General features: G+C 68.8%; 20 protein-coding genes. 13 read left to right on the forward strand and 7 right to left on the reverse strand.

Annotated elements, in window-relative coordinates; genetic code table 11:
- The first annotated feature begins 51 nt into the window (after positions 1-51).
- Positions 52-423, forward strand: a complete 372-nt coding sequence (locus DVK03_RS09805) for a tautomerase family protein (RefSeq protein WP_004042795.1) — start codon at positions 52-54, stop codon at positions 421-423.
- Here DVK03_RS09805 and DVK03_RS09810 read toward each other — a convergent pair.
- Positions 384-2,252 carry a PAS domain S-box protein gene (locus DVK03_RS09810; protein ID WP_115803314.1) on the reverse strand — a complete coding sequence of 623 codons (1,869 nt, stop codon included), beginning with the start codon at positions 2,250-2,252 and terminating at the stop codon, positions 384-386. The two genes, DVK03_RS09805 and DVK03_RS09810, sit on opposite strands and share 40 nt — an antisense overlap.
- A gap of 143 nt (positions 2,253-2,395) precedes the next feature.
- Here DVK03_RS09810 and DVK03_RS09815 point away from each other — a divergent pair, with 143 nt between their 5' ends.
- Positions 2,396-3,754, forward strand: coding sequence for an NRAMP family divalent metal transporter (locus DVK03_RS09815; protein ID WP_115802837.1), 1,359 nt, complete (start codon positions 2,396-2,398; stop codon positions 3,752-3,754).
- Between the two features lie 28 nt (positions 3,755-3,782).
- Here the strand turns inward: DVK03_RS09815 and DVK03_RS09820 are convergent, their stop codons facing one another.
- On the reverse strand, positions 3,783-4,469 hold the full coding sequence (locus DVK03_RS09820; RefSeq protein WP_115802838.1) for a plastocyanin/azurin family copper-binding protein: 687 nt from the start codon (positions 4,467-4,469) through the stop codon (positions 3,783-3,785).
- A 269-nt stretch (positions 4,470-4,738) separates the two neighbouring features.
- Here DVK03_RS09820 and DVK03_RS09825 point away from each other — a divergent pair, with 269 nt between their 5' ends.
- From DVK03_RS09825 to DVK03_RS09845, 5 genes are all read left to right on the forward strand, one after another.
- A complete protein-coding gene (locus DVK03_RS09825; protein ID WP_004042787.1) occupies positions 4,739-5,338 on the forward strand; it encodes a hypothetical protein in 600 nt (199 codons plus the stop codon).
- Between the two features lie 14 nt (positions 5,339-5,352).
- Positions 5,353-6,006: a ubiquinol-cytochrome c reductase iron-sulfur subunit gene (locus tag DVK03_RS09830; RefSeq protein WP_004062316.1), complete on the forward strand. Its 654-nt coding sequence runs from the start codon at positions 5,353-5,355 to the stop codon at positions 6,004-6,006.
- Position 6,007: 1 nt separating this feature from the next.
- Positions 6,008-7,432, forward strand: a complete 1,425-nt coding sequence (locus tag DVK03_RS09835) for a cytochrome bc complex cytochrome b subunit (RefSeq protein WP_004042783.1) — start codon at positions 6,008-6,010, stop codon at positions 7,430-7,432.
- Positions 7,433-7,469: 37 nt separating this feature from the next.
- A complete protein-coding gene (locus DVK03_RS09840) occupies positions 7,470-7,946 on the forward strand; it encodes a hypothetical protein (RefSeq protein ID WP_006601491.1) in 477 nt (158 codons plus the stop codon).
- Between the two features lie 79 nt (positions 7,947-8,025).
- Complete coding sequence (locus DVK03_RS09845) at positions 8,026-9,699, forward strand: lipopolysaccharide biosynthesis protein (RefSeq protein WP_199505988.1); 1,674 nt, start codon at positions 8,026-8,028, stop codon at positions 9,697-9,699.
- A gap of 303 nt (positions 9,700-10,002) precedes the next feature.
- Here DVK03_RS09845 and DVK03_RS09850 read toward each other — a convergent pair whose 3' ends face one another.
- Both DVK03_RS09850 and DVK03_RS09855 read right to left on the reverse strand, forming a co-directional pair.
- Positions 10,003-10,446 carry a hypothetical protein gene (locus DVK03_RS09850; RefSeq protein WP_006601489.1) on the reverse strand — a complete coding sequence of 148 codons (444 nt, stop codon included), beginning with the start codon at positions 10,444-10,446 and terminating at the stop codon, positions 10,003-10,005.
- 42 nt (positions 10,447-10,488) lie between these two features.
- A complete protein-coding gene (locus DVK03_RS09855) occupies positions 10,489-11,874 on the reverse strand; it encodes an NAD(P)/FAD-dependent oxidoreductase (protein ID WP_006601488.1) in 1,386 nt (461 codons plus the stop codon).
- Between the two features lie 324 nt (positions 11,875-12,198).
- Here DVK03_RS09855 and DVK03_RS09860 point away from each other — a divergent pair, with 324 nt between their 5' ends.
- The 3 genes from DVK03_RS09860 to DVK03_RS09870 all read left to right on the forward strand — a co-directional run bounded on the left by DVK03_RS09860 (position 12,199) and on the right by DVK03_RS09870 (position 13,842).
- Positions 12,199-12,426, forward strand: coding sequence for a hypothetical protein (locus tag DVK03_RS09860; RefSeq protein ID WP_004062324.1), 228 nt, complete (start codon positions 12,199-12,201; stop codon positions 12,424-12,426).
- A gap of 73 nt (positions 12,427-12,499) precedes the next feature.
- Entirely contained in the window at positions 12,500-13,459 is a 960-nt protein-coding gene (locus tag DVK03_RS09865) for a D-2-hydroxyacid dehydrogenase (protein WP_004062327.1), read from the forward strand.
- A 122-nt stretch (positions 13,460-13,581) separates the two neighbouring features.
- A complete protein-coding gene (locus DVK03_RS09870) occupies positions 13,582-13,842 on the forward strand; it encodes a hypothetical protein (RefSeq protein ID WP_006601487.1) in 261 nt (86 codons plus the stop codon).
- Positions 13,843-13,879: 37 nt separating this feature from the next.
- On the opposite strand, the gene ilvD is transcribed toward DVK03_RS09870, so the two are convergent.
- From ilvD to DVK03_RS09885, 3 genes are all read right to left on the reverse strand, one after another.
- A complete protein-coding gene (gene ilvD / locus DVK03_RS09875) occupies positions 13,880-15,634 on the reverse strand; it encodes a dihydroxy-acid dehydratase (protein ID WP_115802839.1) in 1,755 nt (584 codons plus the stop codon).
- A 96-nt stretch (positions 15,635-15,730) separates the two neighbouring features.
- Entirely contained in the window at positions 15,731-16,354 is a 624-nt protein-coding gene (locus tag DVK03_RS09880; RefSeq protein ID WP_008607243.1) for a molybdenum cofactor biosynthesis protein B, read from the reverse strand.
- A 100-nt stretch (positions 16,355-16,454) separates the two neighbouring features.
- On the reverse strand, positions 16,455-17,258 hold the full coding sequence (locus DVK03_RS09885) for a winged helix-turn-helix domain-containing protein (protein WP_115802840.1): 804 nt from the start codon (positions 17,256-17,258) through the stop codon (positions 16,455-16,457).
- A 237-nt stretch (positions 17,259-17,495) separates the two neighbouring features.
- Between DVK03_RS09885 and DVK03_RS09890 the strand changes: the two genes are divergently transcribed.
- The 3 genes from DVK03_RS09890 (at position 17,496) to DVK03_RS09900 (ending at position 19,482) form a co-directional block, all read left to right on the forward strand.
- Complete coding sequence (locus DVK03_RS09890; protein ID WP_004042764.1) at positions 17,496-18,536, forward strand: zinc-binding dehydrogenase; 1,041 nt, start codon at positions 17,496-17,498, stop codon at positions 18,534-18,536.
- Entirely contained in the window at positions 18,526-18,846 is a 321-nt protein-coding gene (locus DVK03_RS09895) for a hypothetical protein (protein WP_006601483.1), read from the forward strand. Before DVK03_RS09890 ends, DVK03_RS09895 begins: the two co-directional genes overlap by 11 nt.
- Before the next feature lie 237 nt (positions 18,847-19,083).
- The gene (locus DVK03_RS09900; RefSeq protein ID WP_004062338.1) at positions 19,084-19,482 is read left to right on the forward strand and encodes a DUF5802 family protein; all 399 of its coding nucleotides are present in this window, start codon (positions 19,084-19,086) and stop codon (positions 19,480-19,482) included.
- Positions 19,483-19,505 lie beyond the last annotated feature (23 nt).

A 19,505-nucleotide genomic window follows, 5' to 3' on the forward strand; every position in this document is an offset into this window, starting at 1 on the left:
GCCTCCCACGGGGGTTCTTTTGCGCCGCGGGCGTATCGGACGCACACGCAGATGCCGCATCTCCAGTTCGACCTCGACTTCGAGGTCACGGCGCGCGAGGCGGACCAGTTCGCGACCGAGATGGCCGAGTTGTACGCCGAACGGATGGACGCCGACACCGACTACGCCGCCGTCAGCGTCCGCGAGGCCCGGGCGATTCACCTCGGCCGGGCGACCGGAGACAAGACCGTCGTCTTGCAGGCCGACATCCGGGCGGGCCGGACGGCGGACCGGAAGCGCGACCTCGCCCTCGCGGTCATCGAGGCCGTCACCGAGCGGTTCGGCGTGCCGGAGTCGAACCAGAAGGTCGTCTTCACCGAACACGAGGGGAGCCAGATGATGGGTTACGACCGCGTCGGGGACGACTGGTCCGAGTCGGACTGACCGCCGTCGACGAGTCGGAGTTCGACCGCGAAGACGGAGCCGCTGGGGTCGTTGTCCTCGACCCACACGTCGCCGCCGTACTTCTCGACGAGCGACTGCACGAGGTACAGTCCGAGTCCGGTCCCCCGACTCTCCAGCCCCTTTTCGTCCTTGGCGAAGATGGCGTCTTTCCGCTCGTCCGGGACGCCGCGGCCGTCGTCGGCGACGCGGACGACGACGCGGTCTTCGCGCTCGGCGTGCGTGACGGACACGTCGACAGTCGGCTCGTCTTCGTCGGTGTGCTGGATGGCGTTCATCAGGAGATTTCGGAAGACGGAGCCGAGCATGTCGTCGGCGAGCACCGTGACCGGGGGCACCTCGCCGTCGACCGCCACGTTCGCGTCCGGTGCCATGTCGCGGACCGACGCGAGCTCCGCGTCCAGCACCCCCCGGAGGGGAACCGGCTTGGTCTCGACCCCTCGGGTGCTCATCATCTCGGCCATGTCGCGGGCCGTCTTCGTCAGTTCGACCGCGTGGTTCGCGCGCCTCCGGACGATTTCGACGTACTCCCGCGCGTCGCCGTCGTCGACGTACTCAGCGAGCAGTTCCGCGTAGGCGGTCACTAACTGCAGGTCGTTGCGAACGTCGTGGCGGACGACCTGATTCAGGACCCCGAGCTCGTCGCGCTGCGTTTCGAGGAGGCGATTCTGTTCGCGGAGCTCCGCTTCGTAGCGCTTCCGCGTCGTGATGTCGCGGGCGACGCTCAACACGACCGTCTCCCCCCGGTAGGTCACGAGGCTCGAACTGATTTCGACGGGTATCTCTCGACCGTCTTTCGCCCGGTGGACCGTTTCGAACACCTGCGTCCCGTCGGTCGGCATCTGGGTGACGAGCGCCGACGCCTCGTCGTCGCTGAGTCCCGCGTCGATGTCGTGGACCGTCATCGAGAGGAGTTCGTCCCGCGAGTAGCCCAGCAGCTCCACCGCGGTCTCGTTCACCGCGAGGATGTGGCTGTCGATGTCGATGACCCAGACGGTGTCGTTCATCCCGTCGATGAGCTCCTGGTACTCCTCGCGGGCGCGCTTCAGTTTCTGCTCTCGCTCCTGTCGTTCGGTGACGTCCCTCGATACGCCGATGACGCCGACGACCTCACCGGCCATCCGAAGCGGCGCGAAGCGATAGCTCAGTATCCGCGATTCGCCGTCCGGCGTGACGAGTTCGGTCTCCCCTTCGAGGGAGTCTGTCTCGCCGTCCAAGAGTCGCTGATACGGGTCGCCCGGGCGTTCCTCGCGAATCGTCTCGACGAGGCGGCTCCGCTCGCCTTCGAGTTCGGCGGGCGTCGCCCCGTAGAGTCCGGCGAGGAAGTCGCTCACGAGTATGAACCGCCCATCGCGGTCGTACAGGCACGCCCCCTCGAGTATCTGTTCGAAGACGCGTTCGTAGACGAGCGACGGGTCGACCGGTCGCCGGCCGGACGCCGCGACCGCCCGCTCGACTCGGGCGGCCACCTCGTCGTACCCCTCCGGCCCTCGGACCCGGACGTAGTCGGTGACGCCGGCGTCGAGGGCGTCGCTCGCCGTCACCTCGCAGTCCCCGCCGGCGACGACGAGAAACGGCAGCGCGGCGTCTCGCTTCCGAACCGCGGCGAGGAACTCGAGCGCGTCGGTCGCTCCCACGTCGTCCGCCGAGACGACGCAGTCGAAACCGGCGTCGGCATCGGCGTCGTCGAGCAGTGCCAGCCCCGCAGCCGCGGTTCGAACCTCGTCGATGTCGACCCGTGGTAGCCGCCGACGGACGGCCTCGGTGACCGCCGCCGCGACGCCCGAGTCAGCGGCGACGAGGAGTCTCATTGTGCCGACACCATCGTTCATTACCTATGTTTGTCGCGAACATCGGATAAAACGTCGCGTGCCACCTCCCGCGACGCGGGGAATTACTCGGTTGTAACACCCAGTAACAACACTTTTGTGACGACCGCCGAGACCACGACGGCATGAACGAACCCAGACTCGACGTATCGGCGGTGACGGGCGGCGACTGGCGGGGATATCTCTCGGAGATGGGGCCGTCGTGGGTCGCCGGCGCCGTGGCGGCGGGGCCGGCGACGATGGCGACCGTGCTCACCGCGGGCGCGACGTTCGGCTACGCGATGCTGTGGGTCGTCGTGCTCTCGGCGGTGCTCGGGGCGTCGGCGCAGTATCTCTCGATGCGGCTCGGCCTGCTCACGGAGGACGGCATCGTCTCGGTCGTGGAACGCGAGTTGGGCGACGGCTGGGCGTGGGCGCTCGTCGCCGACGCGGTGCTGGCCGCGGGGCTGGCCCAGTTGGTCATCATGCAGGGCCTCGCGAACGTGAGCGCGACGATAACCGGCGTCGACGCCCGCGTCTGGGGCGTCGTGTGGGCGGTCGTCCTCGCCGCCGGCCTCGCCGGGCGCGGCTACCGCTTCGTCGAACTCCTCGCGAAGGGACTCGTGGCGGCCGTCGTCGTCGCGTTTCTCGCGTCGCTGGTGTTGGTTCCCATCGACCCGGCGGCCGCGGCCGGCGGGCTCGTCCCGCGCGTCCCGTCCGGCGTCGACGGCGCGCTCGTCGCCGCCGGCATCCTCGGCGGCGCGGTCCACATCACGCTCATCACGATGCACTCGTACACGATGCGCGCCCGCGGCTGGACGACCCGCGACTACGGGCTGGCGACGTTCGACGTGGGCGCGTCGATGCTCGTCGCCTTCGGCGTTTACAGCCTCGCCATCTTCCTCGTCGCCGCGAGCGTCCTCCACAGCCCCGAGGTGGCCGCGGGCGACCTCACGGCGGTGGCGGCCGCGCAGGCGCTCGGCCCGATTGCGGGCGCGAACGCCAAGTGGCTGTTCCTGCTCGGCCTCTTGGGCGCGGCCGTCTCCACGCTCGGCGGCAACACCGTCGTCCCGCCGTTCCTCGTCGCCGACAAACTCGGCTGGGGGACGGACCTCTCGGACGGCCGCTACCGCGCGCTCCTCGCCGGCGTGGCGCTGTTCTCCGGCGTCGGCGCGTTCCTCGGCGGGGCCTTTTTCCCGCTTCTCGTGTTGGTGCTGGCGTTCGGCCTCGTCGGCACGCCGTTCGCCATCGCCGTCGTGCTCGTCTTACTCAACGGCGACGCGGTCTCGGAGCCGAACTCGACGCCGGCGAACCTCGGCGGCGTCGTCCTGTTCGCGGTCACGACGGTTCTCGCCGCGAACTTCGTCCGCTCGCGGGCGCTTTCCGACCTCGGCGACCCGCTTTCCGTCTTCGTCGTCGTCTTCGCCGCGGCGATGGGAGCGGCGACGCTCGGCCTGCTCGGGAAGTTCGTCCGCGAGACGGTCGGGCGACCGACCGCGGCCTGACCTGAATCCGAACCGCGGGCGACCCGGCTTACTCGCTGTAACGGCCCGACGCCCGGTCGTACTTGGAGACCATCGCGACGACGGCGGTCCCGAGTCCGCCCGCCGCGGCCCAGAACTGCCACGGGAGCGATCCCGAGGACCCGCCGCTCGGGACGTAGGGATACGACAGCGACCCCGCCTCGACGATGTCTCCCGACCCGGGCATGAGACCGGACCCCGGCTCGTTCGGAATCGCGCCCTCCTCGGCCGGCCCGCCGGGGTCGCCGCAGACGACCCGACCGACCATCCCGAGCTGCTTGTGCGGGCTACAAAAGTAGTCGTAGGTGCCCTCGACTTCGAAGGTGTACGAGAAGCTCGCGCCGGTCTCCCCCAAGAGGCCGCTGTCGAAACCGGACGCGTCCGCCGGGATGCGCTGTTCGGCCTGATTCGACTCGGCGTAGGCCGTCGCGGAGTGGTCGCCGCTTTCGAGGACCCACTCGACGGTGTCGCCGGGGTCGACGTGCAGTCCGACGGGGTCGAAATAGTACTCCCCGTCTTCTGTCACCATCTGGATAGTATGGGTGGTCGAACCGCCGCCGCCCGAACCGCCGCCGGCGTCTGTACCGCCGCCGGACTCGGCGGTCGAGTTCTCGTTCGACGCCCCGGTGACGCCCGTCGACGTCCCGAGGACGGCGACTCCACCCGCGATATTTTTCATGAACGTTCGTCTGTTCATAATGGTGTTTGAGTTCGTATTACCGCTGATACTGCCTACTATCTGACCGTTCGTCTACTATCTTGTAGTTCTGTTGGTTCTCGAACATTCCGAAACAGAAAGACAAATAACCGCTCGTCTGAACGCTTACGTGGCATCGTCGCTCCCGCGAATCCGCGGTCGGCCCACAGTCGTGGGAGCGTCAATCCGGCAGTAACGATTAGGTAAGACTATTGGTACATTCATGAAATTCGTGGTGAATCCGACCCGACGTTCGGCGGTGAGAACCGATGCGGCGTGAAACCGCAGTCATCCTGCTCCTCATCGCGGTCGTACTGCTCCCGATGTGGTACGTCGCGCTGACGAGCGGGACCGAAGGCGGGGGTATCGGCGTCGGCACCGGCGCGGAGCCGGTCGCCGTCAACACCTCGTCCGACCTCCAGCCCGCGAGCGGCTACCTCCCCGGCCCGGTCGAAGTCGGCGTCAATCAGGCCGGCGTCGTCGCGTGGGTCGCGCTGCTCGGGATGGTCGGCGTGATGGTCGGGACAAAGCGGTTCCTCGACCGCATCAGCCACCTCGGCGACTCCGTCGTCGCCGACGGCGGCCACGCGACCGTCTCCGTCCCCCCGTACATGGAGACCGAGTCCCGGCGCATTCTCGACTACGTCCCGGCCGTGTCGTCGCGGACCGGACTGCTCGTCGTGGCGCTCCTCTCGTGGGTGGACGTGTCGTTCGCCGCCCTCCTCGCGCTGGAGGGACTCGGCCCGGCGCGGACGCAGTTCCTCGGCACCTACGCCGGGATGCTGTTCCTCTCGCTCGCGCTGACCGTCCTCGCGTACACGGCGTACTTCGTCCCGAGCATCACCGTCGCAGAGACCAGAGACCACTGACCACCCGCACGGATATGAGCAAACGCACCACCGACACCGACACTGAGACCGACACCGACACAGACGCCCCGGACATCCCGCAGAGCGACGACGAACTGACGCGGCGAAACATGGCGAAGCTCCTCGCCGGCATCGGCGGCGCGGCCGCCATCGGAAGCTTCGGCGTCGACTACGCGGCCGGGCTTCCCGGTAGCCTCGACACCGGAAGCGAGACGCTCTACGTCGAGGGAACCCGCCTCGTCGACAGGGACGGCAACCCCCTGACCGCCGCCGACGCGCTCTCGACCGACGAGTTCGACAAGATGGACGTCTTTCCGGAGAAGGAAGGCGGCGGCGCGCTCGTCACCAAGCGTGCGACCACGCTCCTGCTTCGCTTCCCCGAAGACGAGTACGAAGCGCCCACGAACATCGAGGGGACGGCCAAGGGCTACGTGGCCTACTCGAAGGTCTGTACCCACGAGGGCTGTCTCGTCGCCGGCGACCAGGGCTCCGAGCTTCGGTGTCCCTGTCACGGGAGCCTCTACGACCCGACGAAGGGCGCGTCCGTGACCGGCGGCCCGGCCTCGCGATCGCTCCCGCAGCTTCCCCTCGGCATCGCTGACGACGAGGACGGGACGCTCCTGCTCGCAACGGGGCCGTTCGAGGGGCCGATAGGGACGGAGGAATGAGATGACGGGGACAGCACCGAACGACGGCTCCGGCGACGACCGACCCGACGCGCGGTCGGACGGCGGCGAGGCGGGCGGCGACCTCCCGGAGACCGACCTGACGGTCCGGACCCACGAGGCGTACCCCAGAAACGCCCTGTTCGACTGGCTGGACCAGCGGCTCGAACTGGACCACACGCTCCTCGGCAAGGCGTTCCCGGAGGACGACTACGGCTCGTTCCTCCTCGGCGAAATCGCGCTTTTCACCTTCGTCATCCTCGGGCTGACGGGGACGTTCCTCGGCCTCCTGTACAATCCGGCGGTCAACAGCGTCACCTACGAGGGCAACGCGCTCCAGTACGCCGGCACGGAGGTTCCAGCGGCGTTCGCGAGCGTCCTGCACATCACCTACGACACCACCTTCGGGATGTTCGCACGCATGATGCACCACTGGGCGGCGTACCTCTTTATCGCCGCAATCGCCCTGCACATGTTCCGCGTCTTCTTCACGGGCGCGTACCGCAACCCCCACGAGCCGAACTGGTTCATCGGGAGCACCCTCCTCCTGTTCGCCCTCGTGGAGGGCTTTTTCGGCTACGCGCTCCCCTACGACAACTTCAGCAAGACCGCGACGACCATCGGCTTCCAGATGACCGGCACGATTCCCGGCGTCGGCTCGTTCTTGCAGTCGCTCGTCTTCGGCGGGGCGTTCCCGGCGGGAGCCGACCAGGTCATCCCGCGGATGTTCTTCCTCCACGTCTTTCTCATCCCGGCCGCGCTGGTCGGCGCTATCGTCCTCCACATGGCCGTGTTGATGCGGCAGAAACACACCGAACACGCGCCGAGCTCCCGCGGCGAGGGCCGCCCCGACGGCGATGACGACAGCGTCGTCGTCGGTATGCCGCTTTTCCCCCAGCAGTTCCTCGTTTCGACTATCGTCTTCCTCCTGACGGCCGCGACCGTCGCCTTCCTCGCGGGCTTCTTCCCGGTTCAGCGCATCGCCGCCATCGGCCCGGCGACGCCCACGTCGACGCCCTCGCACGTCGGCCCGGACTGGTTCTTCATGTGGGTGTTCGGCTCGCTGAAGATGATGCCCTCGTGGCTCGGCGAGTGGGGCCGGTTCGCCGGCGGCGTCGTCGTCCCCTCGCTCATCATCGGCGTGATGATGATTTGGCCGCTCCTCGATAACCCCGAACACCCGGTCCACTTCACCGCCGACCCGCTCGACCGACCGCTCCAGACGGCCCTCGGCGTCGCGGCCGTCATGCTCATCATCGTCCTCTCTATCGACGGGATGCGGGCCACCGTCGCCGCCGTGTTGGGCGTCTCCGACGCCGTCCTCTACCCGTGGCTCGTCGCGCTGACCGTGGGGATGCCGCTTTTCGACTTCGCCGTCGTCTACTGGCTCCTCAAACGTCGCAAGCGCCGACTCGGCACCGCCGGCTGACGCACAGGCTCGCGACCCGCCGACCCCGACTTCGACTATGAACGTTCCACTCTCGCCCCGCGCGTTCCGCCTCGTCGACGCCGGCTCGAAGCTCGTCGGCCTCGTGGCGATAGCCGCCGCGCTCAACGGGGCCGCGGCCCCGCACTCGCTCGCCGTCGGCCTCGCGGGCTTCGTCGTCGGCGTCGGGACCGCGTTTCTCTCGCCCCGCGAGGCCCCACCCGACGACGACCGCGGAGACGACGCCGCCCCGGCAGCCGACCCCCCCGACGACCTCCCCCGACGACCGCTCACGAGTCTCGCAAAGCGCCTGTGGCGCAGTCGGCTGGCTCGGCTGGGCGGCGCGCTCTGGCTCTCGGCGTTCGGCGTCGCGGCCGCCGGCGTCGCCCTCCGGGCCGCCGGCTCGTACCGCCTCGCGGCGACGCTGTTCGGGCTCTCCGGCCCCCTCGGACTGGTCGGCATCCTCGGCATCGTCGCCGGCGGTGGCTGGCTCGCGCTCGCCTCGCGTCGGGACTGACCGCGGTTCCGCGCGGTGGTGACTCGCGGGCGAATCAGGCGACTTATTTTCGACCTCGACAAGCGACAGAGACGCGACAGTGCCCTCCGATACACCCGACGCCGACGGTTCCGACGACCGGAGTCCCGACGCCGACATCTCCGACACCGATATCCCCGACGCCGACATCTCCGCCGCCAATATCTCTGACGCCGCGCCCGACGCCGACATCCCCGACGACGAGCGCGAGGCGCTGTTGACCATCGGGCACGGCGCGGTCGTCGCCTCCGGCGGGCAGTCGCTCCAGCGGGCGCTGACGACGGCGACCGAGTACGTGCTCGCGCAGGGCCTCGGCCCGGTCGCCTACGGCGTCTACGCGTTCGCGTGGCGCATCTCGCAACTCCTGTTTCGCCTCGTGAACTTCGGGTCGGTCGGGACGCTCCAGCGGTATCTCTCCGCGGACGACGACGACCCCGAGCGACGGGGGCGAGTGGTGGCACTGGCGTATCTCACGACTCTCGCGGTCGGGCTCGGACTCGCCGGCGGGTTGGTACTCACGAGCGGGCGGCTCAACGACGCGACGGTCTCGCACCCCGACTTCCCGCCGACGATACACCTGTTCGCGGCGCTGGTCGTCCTCGTCGGCGTGGTGCGGATTCACGCCGGCGTCCTCAGAGCCGTGCAGTCGGCCCGCGGCGAGGCGCTTTTCAATCGCGTCCTCCGCCCGGCGGTCAAGCTGGTCGGTGCCGTGGGTGCGATGGCGCTCGGGTACTCGCTGGTCGGCGTCGCCGCCGCGTTCGTCGTCGGCATGGCCGGACTCGCGGTACTCGGCTTTCCGATGGTCGTCTCGGCGAGCGGCATCCGACCGTCCGTCGGCGGCCTGCGCTCCGAGGCCCGGCGGTTCTACAACCACTCCGCGCCCATCGCGCTGAGCAGCCTCGGCAAGGTGTTCCAGAACCGCGTCGACGTGATGCTCGTCGGCTTCCTCCTGACCGCGACGGCGGCGGGCGTCTACAACGTCGTGCTCGTGTTGGTGACGCTGGCGTGGATTCCGCTCCTCTCGTTTAACATGCTCCTGCCGCCGGTCGCGTCGGGACTCTACGCGGACGACGAGATGGAGACGCTCAACGCGGTGTACACGGCGGTGACGCGGCTCATCGTCACCTGCGTCGTTCCGATTCTCGCCGTGCTCGCGGTGTACGGGCGGTCGATTCTCTCCGCGTTCGGGCCGAACTTCGCGGCGGGCTACGTCCCGCTCGTCATCTACCTCGGCGGCGTGTTAGTCGGCAGCGCCGTCGGCGCGACGGGGTGGCTGCTCATGATGACCGACCACCAGTACGCCCGGATGGCGCTCGACTGGCTTCTGGCCGTCCTCAACACGCTCCTCACGTTCGCGTTCGTCCGGGCGTTCGGCCTCGCCGGCGCGGCGCTGGGCACGGCCGTCGCCATCGCCGTCCAGAACTCGGTTCAGGTCGTCCTCCTGCGGCGCTTCGAGGGGCTGTGGCCCTTCGACGCGACGTTTCTCAAACCCCTCGGCGCGGGCGTCGCCGCGGCCGGCGTCATGTTCCTCGTCCGCGAGACGCTGGTCGGAGCCGGGACCGGCGGACTCGTCGTCGCCGGCGCGGCGCTGGGTCTGGTGACGTACGTGGGCGCGCTCGTCGCCCTCGGCGTCAACGACCGCGACCGGCTCGTGGTGACGGCGTTGGCCGCCCGCTACCGCCGGGCGATACTCGTGGCTCTCGGTGGACGGTCCGGTACGTTCGGGGACCGATAGCGGTCGCTCGCGGGGGTTCTGATTCGTCACACTCGCGGGTCGGACTGGGGACCGCCGACAATCAGCGACGCCGCTCGCCGAGTGAAGATGTCGCCCAGAACACTAACGGCCGGTCTCATCCCGAGGCGGCGTGCCGCGTCGACCGGGAAACCCTCGTGCCGGGCGGTCCGTCTTTCGGGCGCGGACGTTCCGAAGTACGCCGGCGTCAGCCGGCCAGTAGCTGTCGCGCACCCGGGTTCGCCGTGCTGTCATCGCTCCCGAAGCGGGAACACTCGGCCGGGGACTTGAGGTACGCACCCGACCCTAGCGCGCCGGGGGTAAAACGAGTTCCGACCGGCGGGCGTCGTCGCCGGCGAAGAAGACGGCCCGAAGCCGGACGACCTGCCCGTCGACGCGGACGTAGTAGAGACGGTCTTCGGACCGGTCGACCGACGGGAGCGCGTCGAGGTCCGCGCGGAGGGCGTCGTAGTCGCTCAGACAGTCGGTGACGCTGGACTCGCGCGGGTGGCCCTCGGCGGCCGCCTCGACCACCTTCAGCACCCACGGGCTGTTTGCGACCCGCGGGTCGGCGGCGTCGACGACGGTCGCCCCGTCCGGGGCGTTCCCGACCAGTTCCGCCCGGAGGAAGATTTCGGCGGACGAACAGCCTCGAAGCGACGAACAGCCCGCGAGCGCGCCGGTCAGTCCGACGCCGACGGCGACGGCTCCGCGGCGGAGCAGCTGACGCCGAGAGGGTCGACCGGCCATCGACTAACAGAGCTTCGGAGAAACCGATAACTCTTCCGTCGGCTACAACGCGTACTCGTCTTCGCGCAGTTGGACGTACTTGCCCTTGCGGTACTTCACTTTCGTTCGCTGGTACTGCGTGGCGAGTTTGGCGGCGCTGAACCCGGCGCTGAGCTTCGCGGCCCCGAACGCCTTGTAGCCCTCGTCCTTTTCGAGGAGTTTCCGGGCCGCCTTGAACGTCTTGTCCCACTGGGCGGGGCCGTAGTCGTGGACGATTTCGGCCATGGCGACGTTGCGGAGAATCTCGTCGCCGATGGCCTCCTTCCAGCGCTCGTTGTAGTCGCTCAGGTCGCCCTCGGCGGCGAGTTCGCCGGCGATGGCCCCCGTCCGGACGGCGACGTGGTCGCCGCCCTCGTGGAAGGCGGAGGTCGCGCCCATCGCGCCGCCCGTGACGGCGATGCCGGCTTCCGCGGGCGAGTCGATGGGTCGCGTCGAGGAGATGGCGTACGTCTCGGTCCCCTTCGTCTTCCCGCGGTCCTCGACGAGCGGGAAGTCCTCGTCGATGTCGTACTCGTCGCCGTACTCCTGTTCGAGGAGGCGGCGGACGTACTCGCGGCCCTGCGGGATGCGCTCGTCGTCCTCGCGGAGGAGGTTGTACGCATCGCGGTCGTCGACCTCGTCGATATCGAGGCCGATTGGCATCGTGAGACCGACCCGGCAGACGTTGTCGTCGTTCGGGAACACCCACGGGTACGCCGTGTGGCCGGGCATGTAGCCCCACCAGAACTTGATTGCGCCGTCGACCTCGTCGAACAGTTCCGGCGGGAACTCGCGGTGCTCCTGATAGGCGATGTGGTTCGCCTCGGTGGACGACAGCCGGTCCGTGATGGGGAACGGAAGCAGGTCGTCGAGCACCTTGTTCGTGACCGTCCGCTGGGGGCCGTCGGCGAGGACGACGAACTCCGCGCCCACGTCCTCGCCGTTGGCGAGGCGGACGACGTGGCGGGGGTCGTCGCCCGCGGCGTCGAGGTCGGTCTCCACGTCGCGCACGGAGGCTTTCACGCGGTACTCCGCGCCGGCGTCTTCGGCGCGACTGCGGAGCCAGTCGTCGAACTTCGCGCGGTGGAAGGTGTAGCCGAACTCGTCGTACGAGGAGTCGATACCGGTGCTTCGAAGCGTCAGCGACTCGTTCGGCCCGATGAACTCCGCGCGGTCGAGGATATCGAGCACGATGTCGTCGGGGAACTCGTCGGGGTGGATGCCCATGATGTCCACCCAGTAGTCGAGGATACCGGCCGCGTCCGTCGAATCGGGCCCGAGGCCCGGTCGGTCTGCTCGGGGGACGCCCTTTTCGAGGACCACGGCGGAGGCCCCGGCCGAGGCCGCGGCGTGTGCCGCCGACGTGCCGGCCGGACCGCCGCCGATGATGGCGACATCTACGCGTTCCATACCGTTACAGCACTTTGCTCGGGTATTAAACCCCCTGAACCGACGCGGCGTCCGACGGTTTCGAGACCGCGCGCCCGAGCGCCGCTCGCCCCGTTTTCCGGCGCGTGGCGCGACCGCGACACCGACGCGCCGCCGCTCGGCCACGCTCCGAGAACGACGCCCCGACGGCCTCCGCACCGCGCCCGACGGTACGAACAGGGATAATTTCGAGAGGACGAACATCCCGGTAGTTGCTATCGATTTTGTCGGAGAATACCAACTAAATACCGCGTCTGATAACCAGAGACGGAGGTTTATAGCGGAGACCGCGGTAGCTCCGAGTCAATGACCGCAGACGAGCCGGACGAATCGCGAGAGCCCGTCGTGTTCCGCGACGAGACGGGCGACCTCGTCTTCGTCGACGGCGGCCCCGCCCCACAGGGGTATGCGCCCGTTGCGTGGAAACTCGGTGAAGACGGTTCCCGGTTCGTCGTCGACCCGACGGTCGATGCGGTCGCGGTCACCCGAACGATTTCGAAACGTCGCCCGCGGCGGCGCGAGCCCATCGAGTGAGCGGCCCCCTCCCGCCCCGCTCTGCCCCGCCCGAATCGGACAGATTCATCACCGCCTTCGAGAATCATCGAGCATGTCCGACCCAGATATCGCGGTGCTTCGGCAGAAGATTCACGGCCTGTCTGCCGAGGCGTACGCCGAAACGCTCCGCGAGCGCCTCCCCGACCGCGAGGTCGCCCTCGCAACGACGCCCGCCGAGGAGCGCGACCTCCTCTCTCGCGTCCAAGTCGCGACCGGGTTCGACGTGAGCGAAGCCGACCTCGACGCCGCCGAGAACCTCGACCTGTTCGCCTGCGTGTTCGCCGGCACGGGCCACCTCCCCATCGAGGCGTTCGAGGCCCGCGACGTGGCCGTCACCAACGCCTCCGGCGTCCACGGCCCGAACATCGCCGAGCAGGTTCTCGGCAGCCTCCTCTACTTCGCCCGCCGCTTCCACGTCGCGGAGCGACAGAAGGAGGCGAACGTCTGGCAGTCGTACCCGACGGTCGAACTGCAAGGCTCGACGGTCGCCGTCGTCGGCCTCGGCGCGCTCGGTGAGGCCGTCGTCGACCGGCTCGACCCGTTCGGCGTCGAGACCGTCGGCGTGCGCTACTCGCCGGAGAAGGGCGGCCCGACCGACGAGGTCGTCGGCTTCGACGACGAACAGGGCCTCCACGACGCCTTCGCGCGCGCCGACTACGTCGTCATCGCGTGCCCGCTGACCGACGCCACCCGCGGCCTCGTCGACGCCGACGCGTTCGCCTCGATGGCTCCCGACACCGTCCTCGTCAACGTCGGCCGCGGTCCGGTCGTCGATACCGACGCGCTCGTCTCCCAACTCCGGAGCAACGGTATCCGCGGGGCCGCGCTCGACGTGACCGACCCCGAACCGCTCCCCGCGGACCACCCGCTTTGGGAGTTCGAGAACGTCCTCATCACGCCCCACAACGCCGGCCACACCCCGAAGTACTGGGAGCGCATGGCCGACATCATCGCCGAAAACCTCGACAAACTGGACGCCGGCGACGACGACCTGCGGAACCGCGTGGCCTAAGCCGAGTCGACCCGGCGACCCCGCGGGCGCGGAGTCGGTGACATCGCAGATGCGGAGTCGGTGACGCCGCGACCGGATTCCGCACCGAAACTGTCAACTCGATAGCTGCTGTCGACTGCGCCGTGCAGTTCTCCTCGTGGCGGTGGAACCGAATCATCGCGTTCTTCGGCGGCGCTGGACTCCTCTTTTTGGTTCCGTGGTCGGGGCTCTCGCCCGTCCTCCCGGAGTGGACGATAGACGTGCTTCGGTCCGTCCCGCTCGGCCTGTGCGTCTACGGGTTCACCGAACAGCCGCGAAACGTGATTGCGATGGTTCCGGCCGGAACCGCGCTCGGAGTCGGGATTCTCGCCCTGTACCGAGCGTTCGGATCCGGCCTGTTCTGACGGCGGACGGCGGCGTCCGCGTCGCGGCGACTCGCCGTTATTCGTCGCGCGTGAGCGCCGGGTTCGTCACCGCGCCGTTCGCGGCGGAGCCGAAGTCGCGGGCGTACTTCGCCAGCACGCCGGAGGTGTACGCCGGCGGCTTGGGTTCCCAGTCTTCCTTCCGCGCGTCGAGTTCCTCGTCAGAGAGGTCCACGGAGAGTTCGCGGTTCGGGATGTCGACGGTCACCTCGTCGCCGTCTTCGAGGAGACCGATGGGGCCGCCCTCGGCCGCCTCGGGAGCGACGTGGCCCACCATCGGGCCGCGCGTCGCGCCGGAGAACCGACCGTCGGTGAGAAGCGCCACGTCGTCCTCGTGGCCCTGTCCGACCACGGCGGCGGTGACGCCGAGCATCTCGCGCATGCCGGGGCCGCCGCGCGGTCCCTCGTTTCGGATGGCGATGACGTCGCCTTCCTCGATGTGGCCCTCCTGCACGTAGCGCATCGCGTCCTCCTCGTTCTCGAAGACGCGGGCGGGACCGGTGTGGTGGAAGGCGTCGTCGCCGGTCACCTTCAGCACCGCGCCGTCGGGCGCGAGGTTGCCGGTGAGAATCTTGATTGCGCCCTCGTCCTGATACGGCTCGTCGACCGTGTAGAGGAAGTCCGCTTCGAGGCCGTCGTCGTCCGGGAGGTCGAGGTGGTCGAGCTCCTCGGCGATGGTGCGGCCGGTGACGGTCATCGCGTCGCCGTGGAACAGGCCGGCCTCGACGAGACGGCGGATGACGACCGGGATGCCGCCGATTTCGTGGAGGTCGTTCATGACGCGCGTGCCGCCGGGCTGGAGGTTGGCGATCTTCGGCGTGCGCCGGGAAATCTCGTTGAACTCCTCGATATCGAGGTCGACGCCGGCCTCGGCGGCCAGCGCGAGCAGGTGGAGCACGGCGTTGGTCGACCCGCCGGTGGCGACCTGGAGCGTGATGGCGTTCTCGAAGGACTTCTTCGTGAGGATGTCGGAGGGGCGGCGGTCGTTTTCGACGCAGTCGAGGACGACCTCGCCGGCGCGGCGGGCGTTCTCGTAGCGCTCGTCGGACTCGGCGGGCGCGGAGGCCGACCCGAGGGGGGCCATCCCGAGCGCCTCGGAGATGGAGGCCATCGTGTTGGCGGTGAACATCCCGCCGCAGGAGCCCGCGCCGGGGCAGGCGTGGCGTTCGAGGTCGTCGAGTTCGTCGGCGCTCATGTCGCCTTCGGCGTAGGTGCCGACGCCCTCGAAGACGTTCTGGACGGTCACCTCGCGTCCCTCGTGTTGGCCGGGCATGATGGAGCCGCCGTAGAGGAAGACGGAGGGAAGGTCCGTTCGGATGGCGGCCATCATCATGCCGGGGAGGTTCTTGTCGCAGCCGGCGACGGTGACGAGCGCGTCCATGCGCTCGCCGAAGGAGACGAGTTCGACGGAGTCGGCGATGACCTCGCGGGAGATGAGCGAGGCCTTCATGCCTTCAGTCCCCATTGAGATGGCGTCGGAGATGGTGACGGTCCCGAACTCGATGGGCATCCCGCCCGCGGCGTCGATGCCCTCGATGGCGGCGTCGGCAACGTCGTCGAGGTGGACGTTACACGGGGTGATGTCGGCGGCGGGGTTCGGCACGCCGACCATCGGCGACGAGAAGTCCTCGTCGTCGAAGCCCATGGCGCGGAACATCGCACGGTGCGGGGCCTTGTCTGGACCCTCCGTGACCTCCGTGCTGCGGAGGTTCGGGTCCTTACCGCTGGAGAACACGTCGTCCGGGTCCTCCTCGCGTGGGGACTGCTGGCTCATATCTCTTCGGAGCGCGTGCGCGAACTTAAATGGCCGCGACTGGGCAGACGTTGCAGTCGGATTCGCCCGACGACCCCCGATTCTGTGGGCGTTTTCCTACTCCGCGTCGCGCCGCGCCAGTCCGGTGAGATGCGGCGCTTCCGGGACGATTATCTCCGCGGTCCCGAGTCGGGCGGCGTTCTCGCTCCCCGGCAGACAGAACGTCGGCATCTCGTCGACGACGCCCGCGGTGGCTCGGGTGCCGACGACCTTGGTTCCGATGTCGTCGTACGAGAGCCGCCGGAACAGTTCACCGAAGCCGGGGAGCGTCTTCTCGAACAACTGCGTCGCCGCCTCGACGGTTCGGTCGTCGGGCGTGACGCCCGTTCCGCCGGTCGTGACCGTCACGTCGACGTCGCCGCGGTCGGCCATCCGCGCGACCGCGGTCTGTATCTCGTCGTAGTCGTCGTCGACGACCCGACGGACCGACACCGAGTGGCCCGCCTCGTGGAGCAGTTCCGCTATCGCGTCGCCCGCGGGGTCGTCGTCAACGTCGCGGGTCGAGGAAATCGTCAGCACCGCCGCTTCGAGGTCGTCGACGTCGTGGTGGTGATGGTCGTGGCTGTGGCCGTGGTCGTCGTCGTGGTGGTGATGGCCGTGGTCGTCGTCGCCGTCCCCCTCGCCGTGGTGCTGGTCGCGGCCGTGGTCGTCGGCCCCGTGGTGCTGGTCGTGGTCGCTCACGGCCGCGGCTTCGTCGTCTGGCGATAAAATTCCCGCGTCGCCCGGCGGTCGTCTGTCTGCGGCCGCCGGTTCACGGACACCCCGCTTCGGAGGGCGCGGCTCACCCGTCGTCTGTGACTTCGTCGAGCGAGTCGAGCGTCAGGCGGTCCGCGTTCTCGCGGAGCGCTTCGAACTGCGCTGTGGCCCACTGGACGGCGGCTTCGGTGTCGTTGCGGGCGACTCCGCCGACGCCCGTGTCGGTGTAGACGACGAGTCCCGCCTCCGCTTCGGTCACCCAGAGGCCGAACCGGAACGGGACCTCCCCGCGGTAGAGCGTCACCGAGTCGTGTCGGAGCTGGTCTGCGATGACCGCGTGCGAGTCCGGGGCGGCGGCGAGCCGGTCGAACAGCTCGTCGGCGATAACCATCTCGACGACCGTCCCGCCCTCGGTGGCGGTCTCGTAGAACGGGCGAAGTTGGCCGACGAGCGCGACCGGGGCGACGCCGTAGACTCGCTCCGCGTCCTCGACGCTCGAAAACAGCTCCTGAATCGCGCTGTCCGGGATGTCCGGCGTCGACGTGTGGACCGTCGCGCCCGTCAGGAACGCGGGGTCGAGCGGCGCGTCGGCCGGCAGCATCGACAGGAGGTCCCGCGCCGCGCGGACGCCGCGGAGCGAGTCGAGACACTCGTCGTACGCGCCGAGCGCGCACCGGCCGACGCAGGTCAGCCGATACCGACCCTCGGCGCGCTCGGCGAGGCCGGCGTCGAGCAGTTCGCGGACGACGCGGTCGACCGTCGACCGCGAGGTGTCGAGGTCGTCCGCGAGGCCGCGCTTGTCTCGCGGTCGCTCCGCGAGCGCCCGGATGAACGACGACCGCCTCACGAGGAGGTGCGAAAGCTGTGCTGAAGTCTCGTCTCCGTTCACGTACCTGATACTCCTTCCAACGAGTCGGACGGCTGTCGACCACCACCTGTACGGGTCGCCGGTGTAGATGTCGGCGCGCGTGACTGTCGAACTCGACTGTGTTGGGAACCCTGTGCCGTATATATCTTCGCACCGATATGATTTGAATCCACGAGGGTTCGTCGGTTGTCGAACAAGAGGAAAGACGATTGGCGTAAAAACACACTTTAGTTCCTGCCCATCCTCGGTCGGGTCGAGATGAAAGCGGTCCAATTCACGGAACACGGCGACCGAGGCGTCCTCGAATACGGCGACTTCCCGGAGCCGGAGGTCGACCCCGACGAGGTCCTCGTCGACGTGAAGGCGGCGTCGCTCAATCACCTCGACATCTGGACGCGACGGGGGCTTCCGGGCGTCGAGTTGGAGATGCCGCACATCCCCGGCAGCGACATGGCCGGCGTCGTCACCGAGGTCGGCGAGCGCGTGACCCGGTTCGAGGCGGGCGACCGCGTCGCACTCATCGCGGGCGTCGCCGGCGGCGGCGACGAGTTCTCCCGGAAGGGCGACCCGACGCTCGCGCCGGACTTCCACATCATCGGTGAACACGTCCGCGGCGTCCACGCCGAGTTCGCGGCGATTCCCGAGGAGAACCTCGTGCCCGTCCCCGAGGGCGTGCCGTGGGAGGTCGCCGGCTCCGCGTCGCTCGTCTTCCAGACCGCGTGGCGGATGCTCGTCGACCGCGGCGAACTCCGCCCCGGCGAGAAAGTGCTCGTCCTCGGCGCGTCCGGCGGCGTCGGCCACGCGGCCGTCCAAATCGCCGACTACGCGGGCGCTGAGGTGTACGCCACCGCCTCCACCGACGAGAAACTGGAGTACGCCGAGGAGTGCGGCGCGGACCACGTCATCAACTACGAGGAAGACGACTTCTCGAAGGAGATTCAGACGCTCACGGACGGCCGCGGCGTCGACATGGTCGTCGACCACATCGGCGAGGCCACCTACAAGCAGTCGCTCAAGAGCCTCGTCAAGGGCGGCCGCGTCGTCACCTGCGGAGCGACCACCGGCCCCGACCCGGGCGCGGGGCTCAACTACATCTTCTGGAACCAGCTTTCGGTCATCGGCTCGACGATGGCGACGCCCGGCGAGGCCGACGAGGTGCTCGACCTCGTCTGGGACGGCACCTTCGAACCCCGCATCCGCGAGACGCTCCCCATGAGCGAAATCGACCGCGCGCACGAACTCATCGAGGAGCGACAGGGCTTTGGCAAGGTGGTCGTAATCCCAGACAGTGAGCTCTGACACCACGGCTCGGGAGGACGCGACCGCCGAGTCCGACACCTACGTCCACCGGCCGGACGGCCCCGCGGTCGGCGGCGACGGCTCGGAGCCGGAAGCGACCGGCTTCGGAAGTCGCGGCTGGGTGCTCGTCGGCGTCGTCGCGCTCTGTTTCCTCGTCATCCCCGGCGCGGTGTACCTCGTGCCGTCGCTGCCGGCGATGGCCGGCCTGCCGTACCTCGCGGCCATGCTGGCCCTGCCGATGCTCCCGGCGCTCGCGCTCGGCCTCGTCGCCGTCTGGTCGATGACCGCGGCGACCCGCGGCGACGACTGAACCACCCGTAGCCGCCCCTTCGACCCGCCGAAACGGCCCCATCGACCCGCCGAAACCGCTCCCTCGAAGCGAGCGACCCGCGCGCCCGTTTTCACCACCGATTCTCCCCCTCCCGAGTCGCGCTCTCGTCTGCCGGTATCGACTCTCGTCCCCGGTTCTCGACGGTGGAATTGCGTGTCGATATAAATGGTTCCGACAAGGCTTATCACTGTTCGTGGTTGACATTCACACGCACAGATGTTCGAACGCTTCTCCAGCAGTTACTTCCTCGGTCGGTTGTACGTCGAACCGTACGACGGGGCCGAGGCGGCGATTCACCGAACGGAACACGAGCGACTCAACGAGTGCGTCTACACGGACGGCCGCGGCGTCGAGCGAGTCGATTACCCGCTCGTGATGAAACTCGACACGGCCCACTTCCCGGTCGTCGGCGACGACGGCGTTCCCTCGGGGACGCTCGCGCTCCCCCGAGACGCCGTGGACTCCGACGCGCTCCCGGACGACCGACCGGTGCTTCTCGCCGACGCCCCGCGAGCCGCCGAGTTGCTCCGGTACGCCGGCTACGACCCCGACGACCTCGCACCCGGCGGCCCCGGCGGCTCCGGCCCCGACCGACCCGACGACAGGCTGGCCTGAGTCGCTCCGCCGCCGTCGTCGCG

It is taken from the genome of Haloferax sp. Atlit-109R (assembly GCF_003665865.1).
GTDB classification, from domain to species: Archaea; Halobacteriota; Halobacteria; order Halobacteriales; family Haloferacaceae; genus Haloferax; species Haloferax volcanii.

Coding starts and splice junctions, on each gene's coding strand:
- ilvD (WP_115802839.1), bottom strand. CDS start 15,634: ATGAGCCAGCAGTCCCCACGCGAGGAGGACCCGGACGACGTGTTCTCC.
- DVK03_RS09855 (WP_006601488.1), bottom strand. CDS start 11,874: ATGGAACGCGTAGATGTCGCCATCATCGGCGGCGGTCCGGCCGGCACG.
- DVK03_RS09835 (WP_004042783.1), top strand. CDS start 6,008: ATGACGGGGACAGCACCGAACGACGGCTCCGGCGACGACCGACCCGAC.
- DVK03_RS09890 (WP_004042764.1), top strand. CDS start 17,496: ATGAAAGCGGTCCAATTCACGGAACACGGCGACCGAGGCGTCCTCGAA.
- DVK03_RS09805 (WP_004042795.1), top strand. CDS start 52: ATGCCGCATCTCCAGTTCGACCTCGACTTCGAGGTCACGGCGCGCGAG.
- DVK03_RS09900 (WP_004062338.1), top strand. CDS start 19,084: ATGTTCGAACGCTTCTCCAGCAGTTACTTCCTCGGTCGGTTGTACGTC.
- DVK03_RS09865 (WP_004062327.1), top strand. CDS start 12,500: ATGTCCGACCCAGATATCGCGGTGCTTCGGCAGAAGATTCACGGCCTG.
- DVK03_RS09810 (WP_115803314.1), bottom strand. CDS start 2,252: ATGAGACTCCTCGTCGCCGCTGACTCGGGCGTCGCGGCGGCGGTCACC.
- DVK03_RS09840 (WP_006601491.1), top strand. CDS start 7,470: ATGAACGTTCCACTCTCGCCCCGCGCGTTCCGCCTCGTCGACGCCGGC.
- DVK03_RS09815 (WP_115802837.1), top strand. CDS start 2,396: ATGAACGAACCCAGACTCGACGTATCGGCGGTGACGGGCGGCGACTGG.
- DVK03_RS09825 (WP_004042787.1), top strand. CDS start 4,739: ATGCGGCGTGAAACCGCAGTCATCCTGCTCCTCATCGCGGTCGTACTG.
- DVK03_RS09820 (WP_115802838.1), bottom strand. CDS start 4,469: ATGAACAGACGAACGTTCATGAAAAATATCGCGGGTGGAGTCGCCGTC.
- DVK03_RS09830 (WP_004062316.1), top strand. CDS start 5,353: ATGAGCAAACGCACCACCGACACCGACACTGAGACCGACACCGACACA.
- DVK03_RS09860 (WP_004062324.1), top strand. CDS start 12,199: ATGACCGCAGACGAGCCGGACGAATCGCGAGAGCCCGTCGTGTTCCGC.
- DVK03_RS09850 (WP_006601489.1), bottom strand. CDS start 10,446: ATGGCCGGTCGACCCTCTCGGCGTCAGCTGCTCCGCCGCGGAGCCGTC.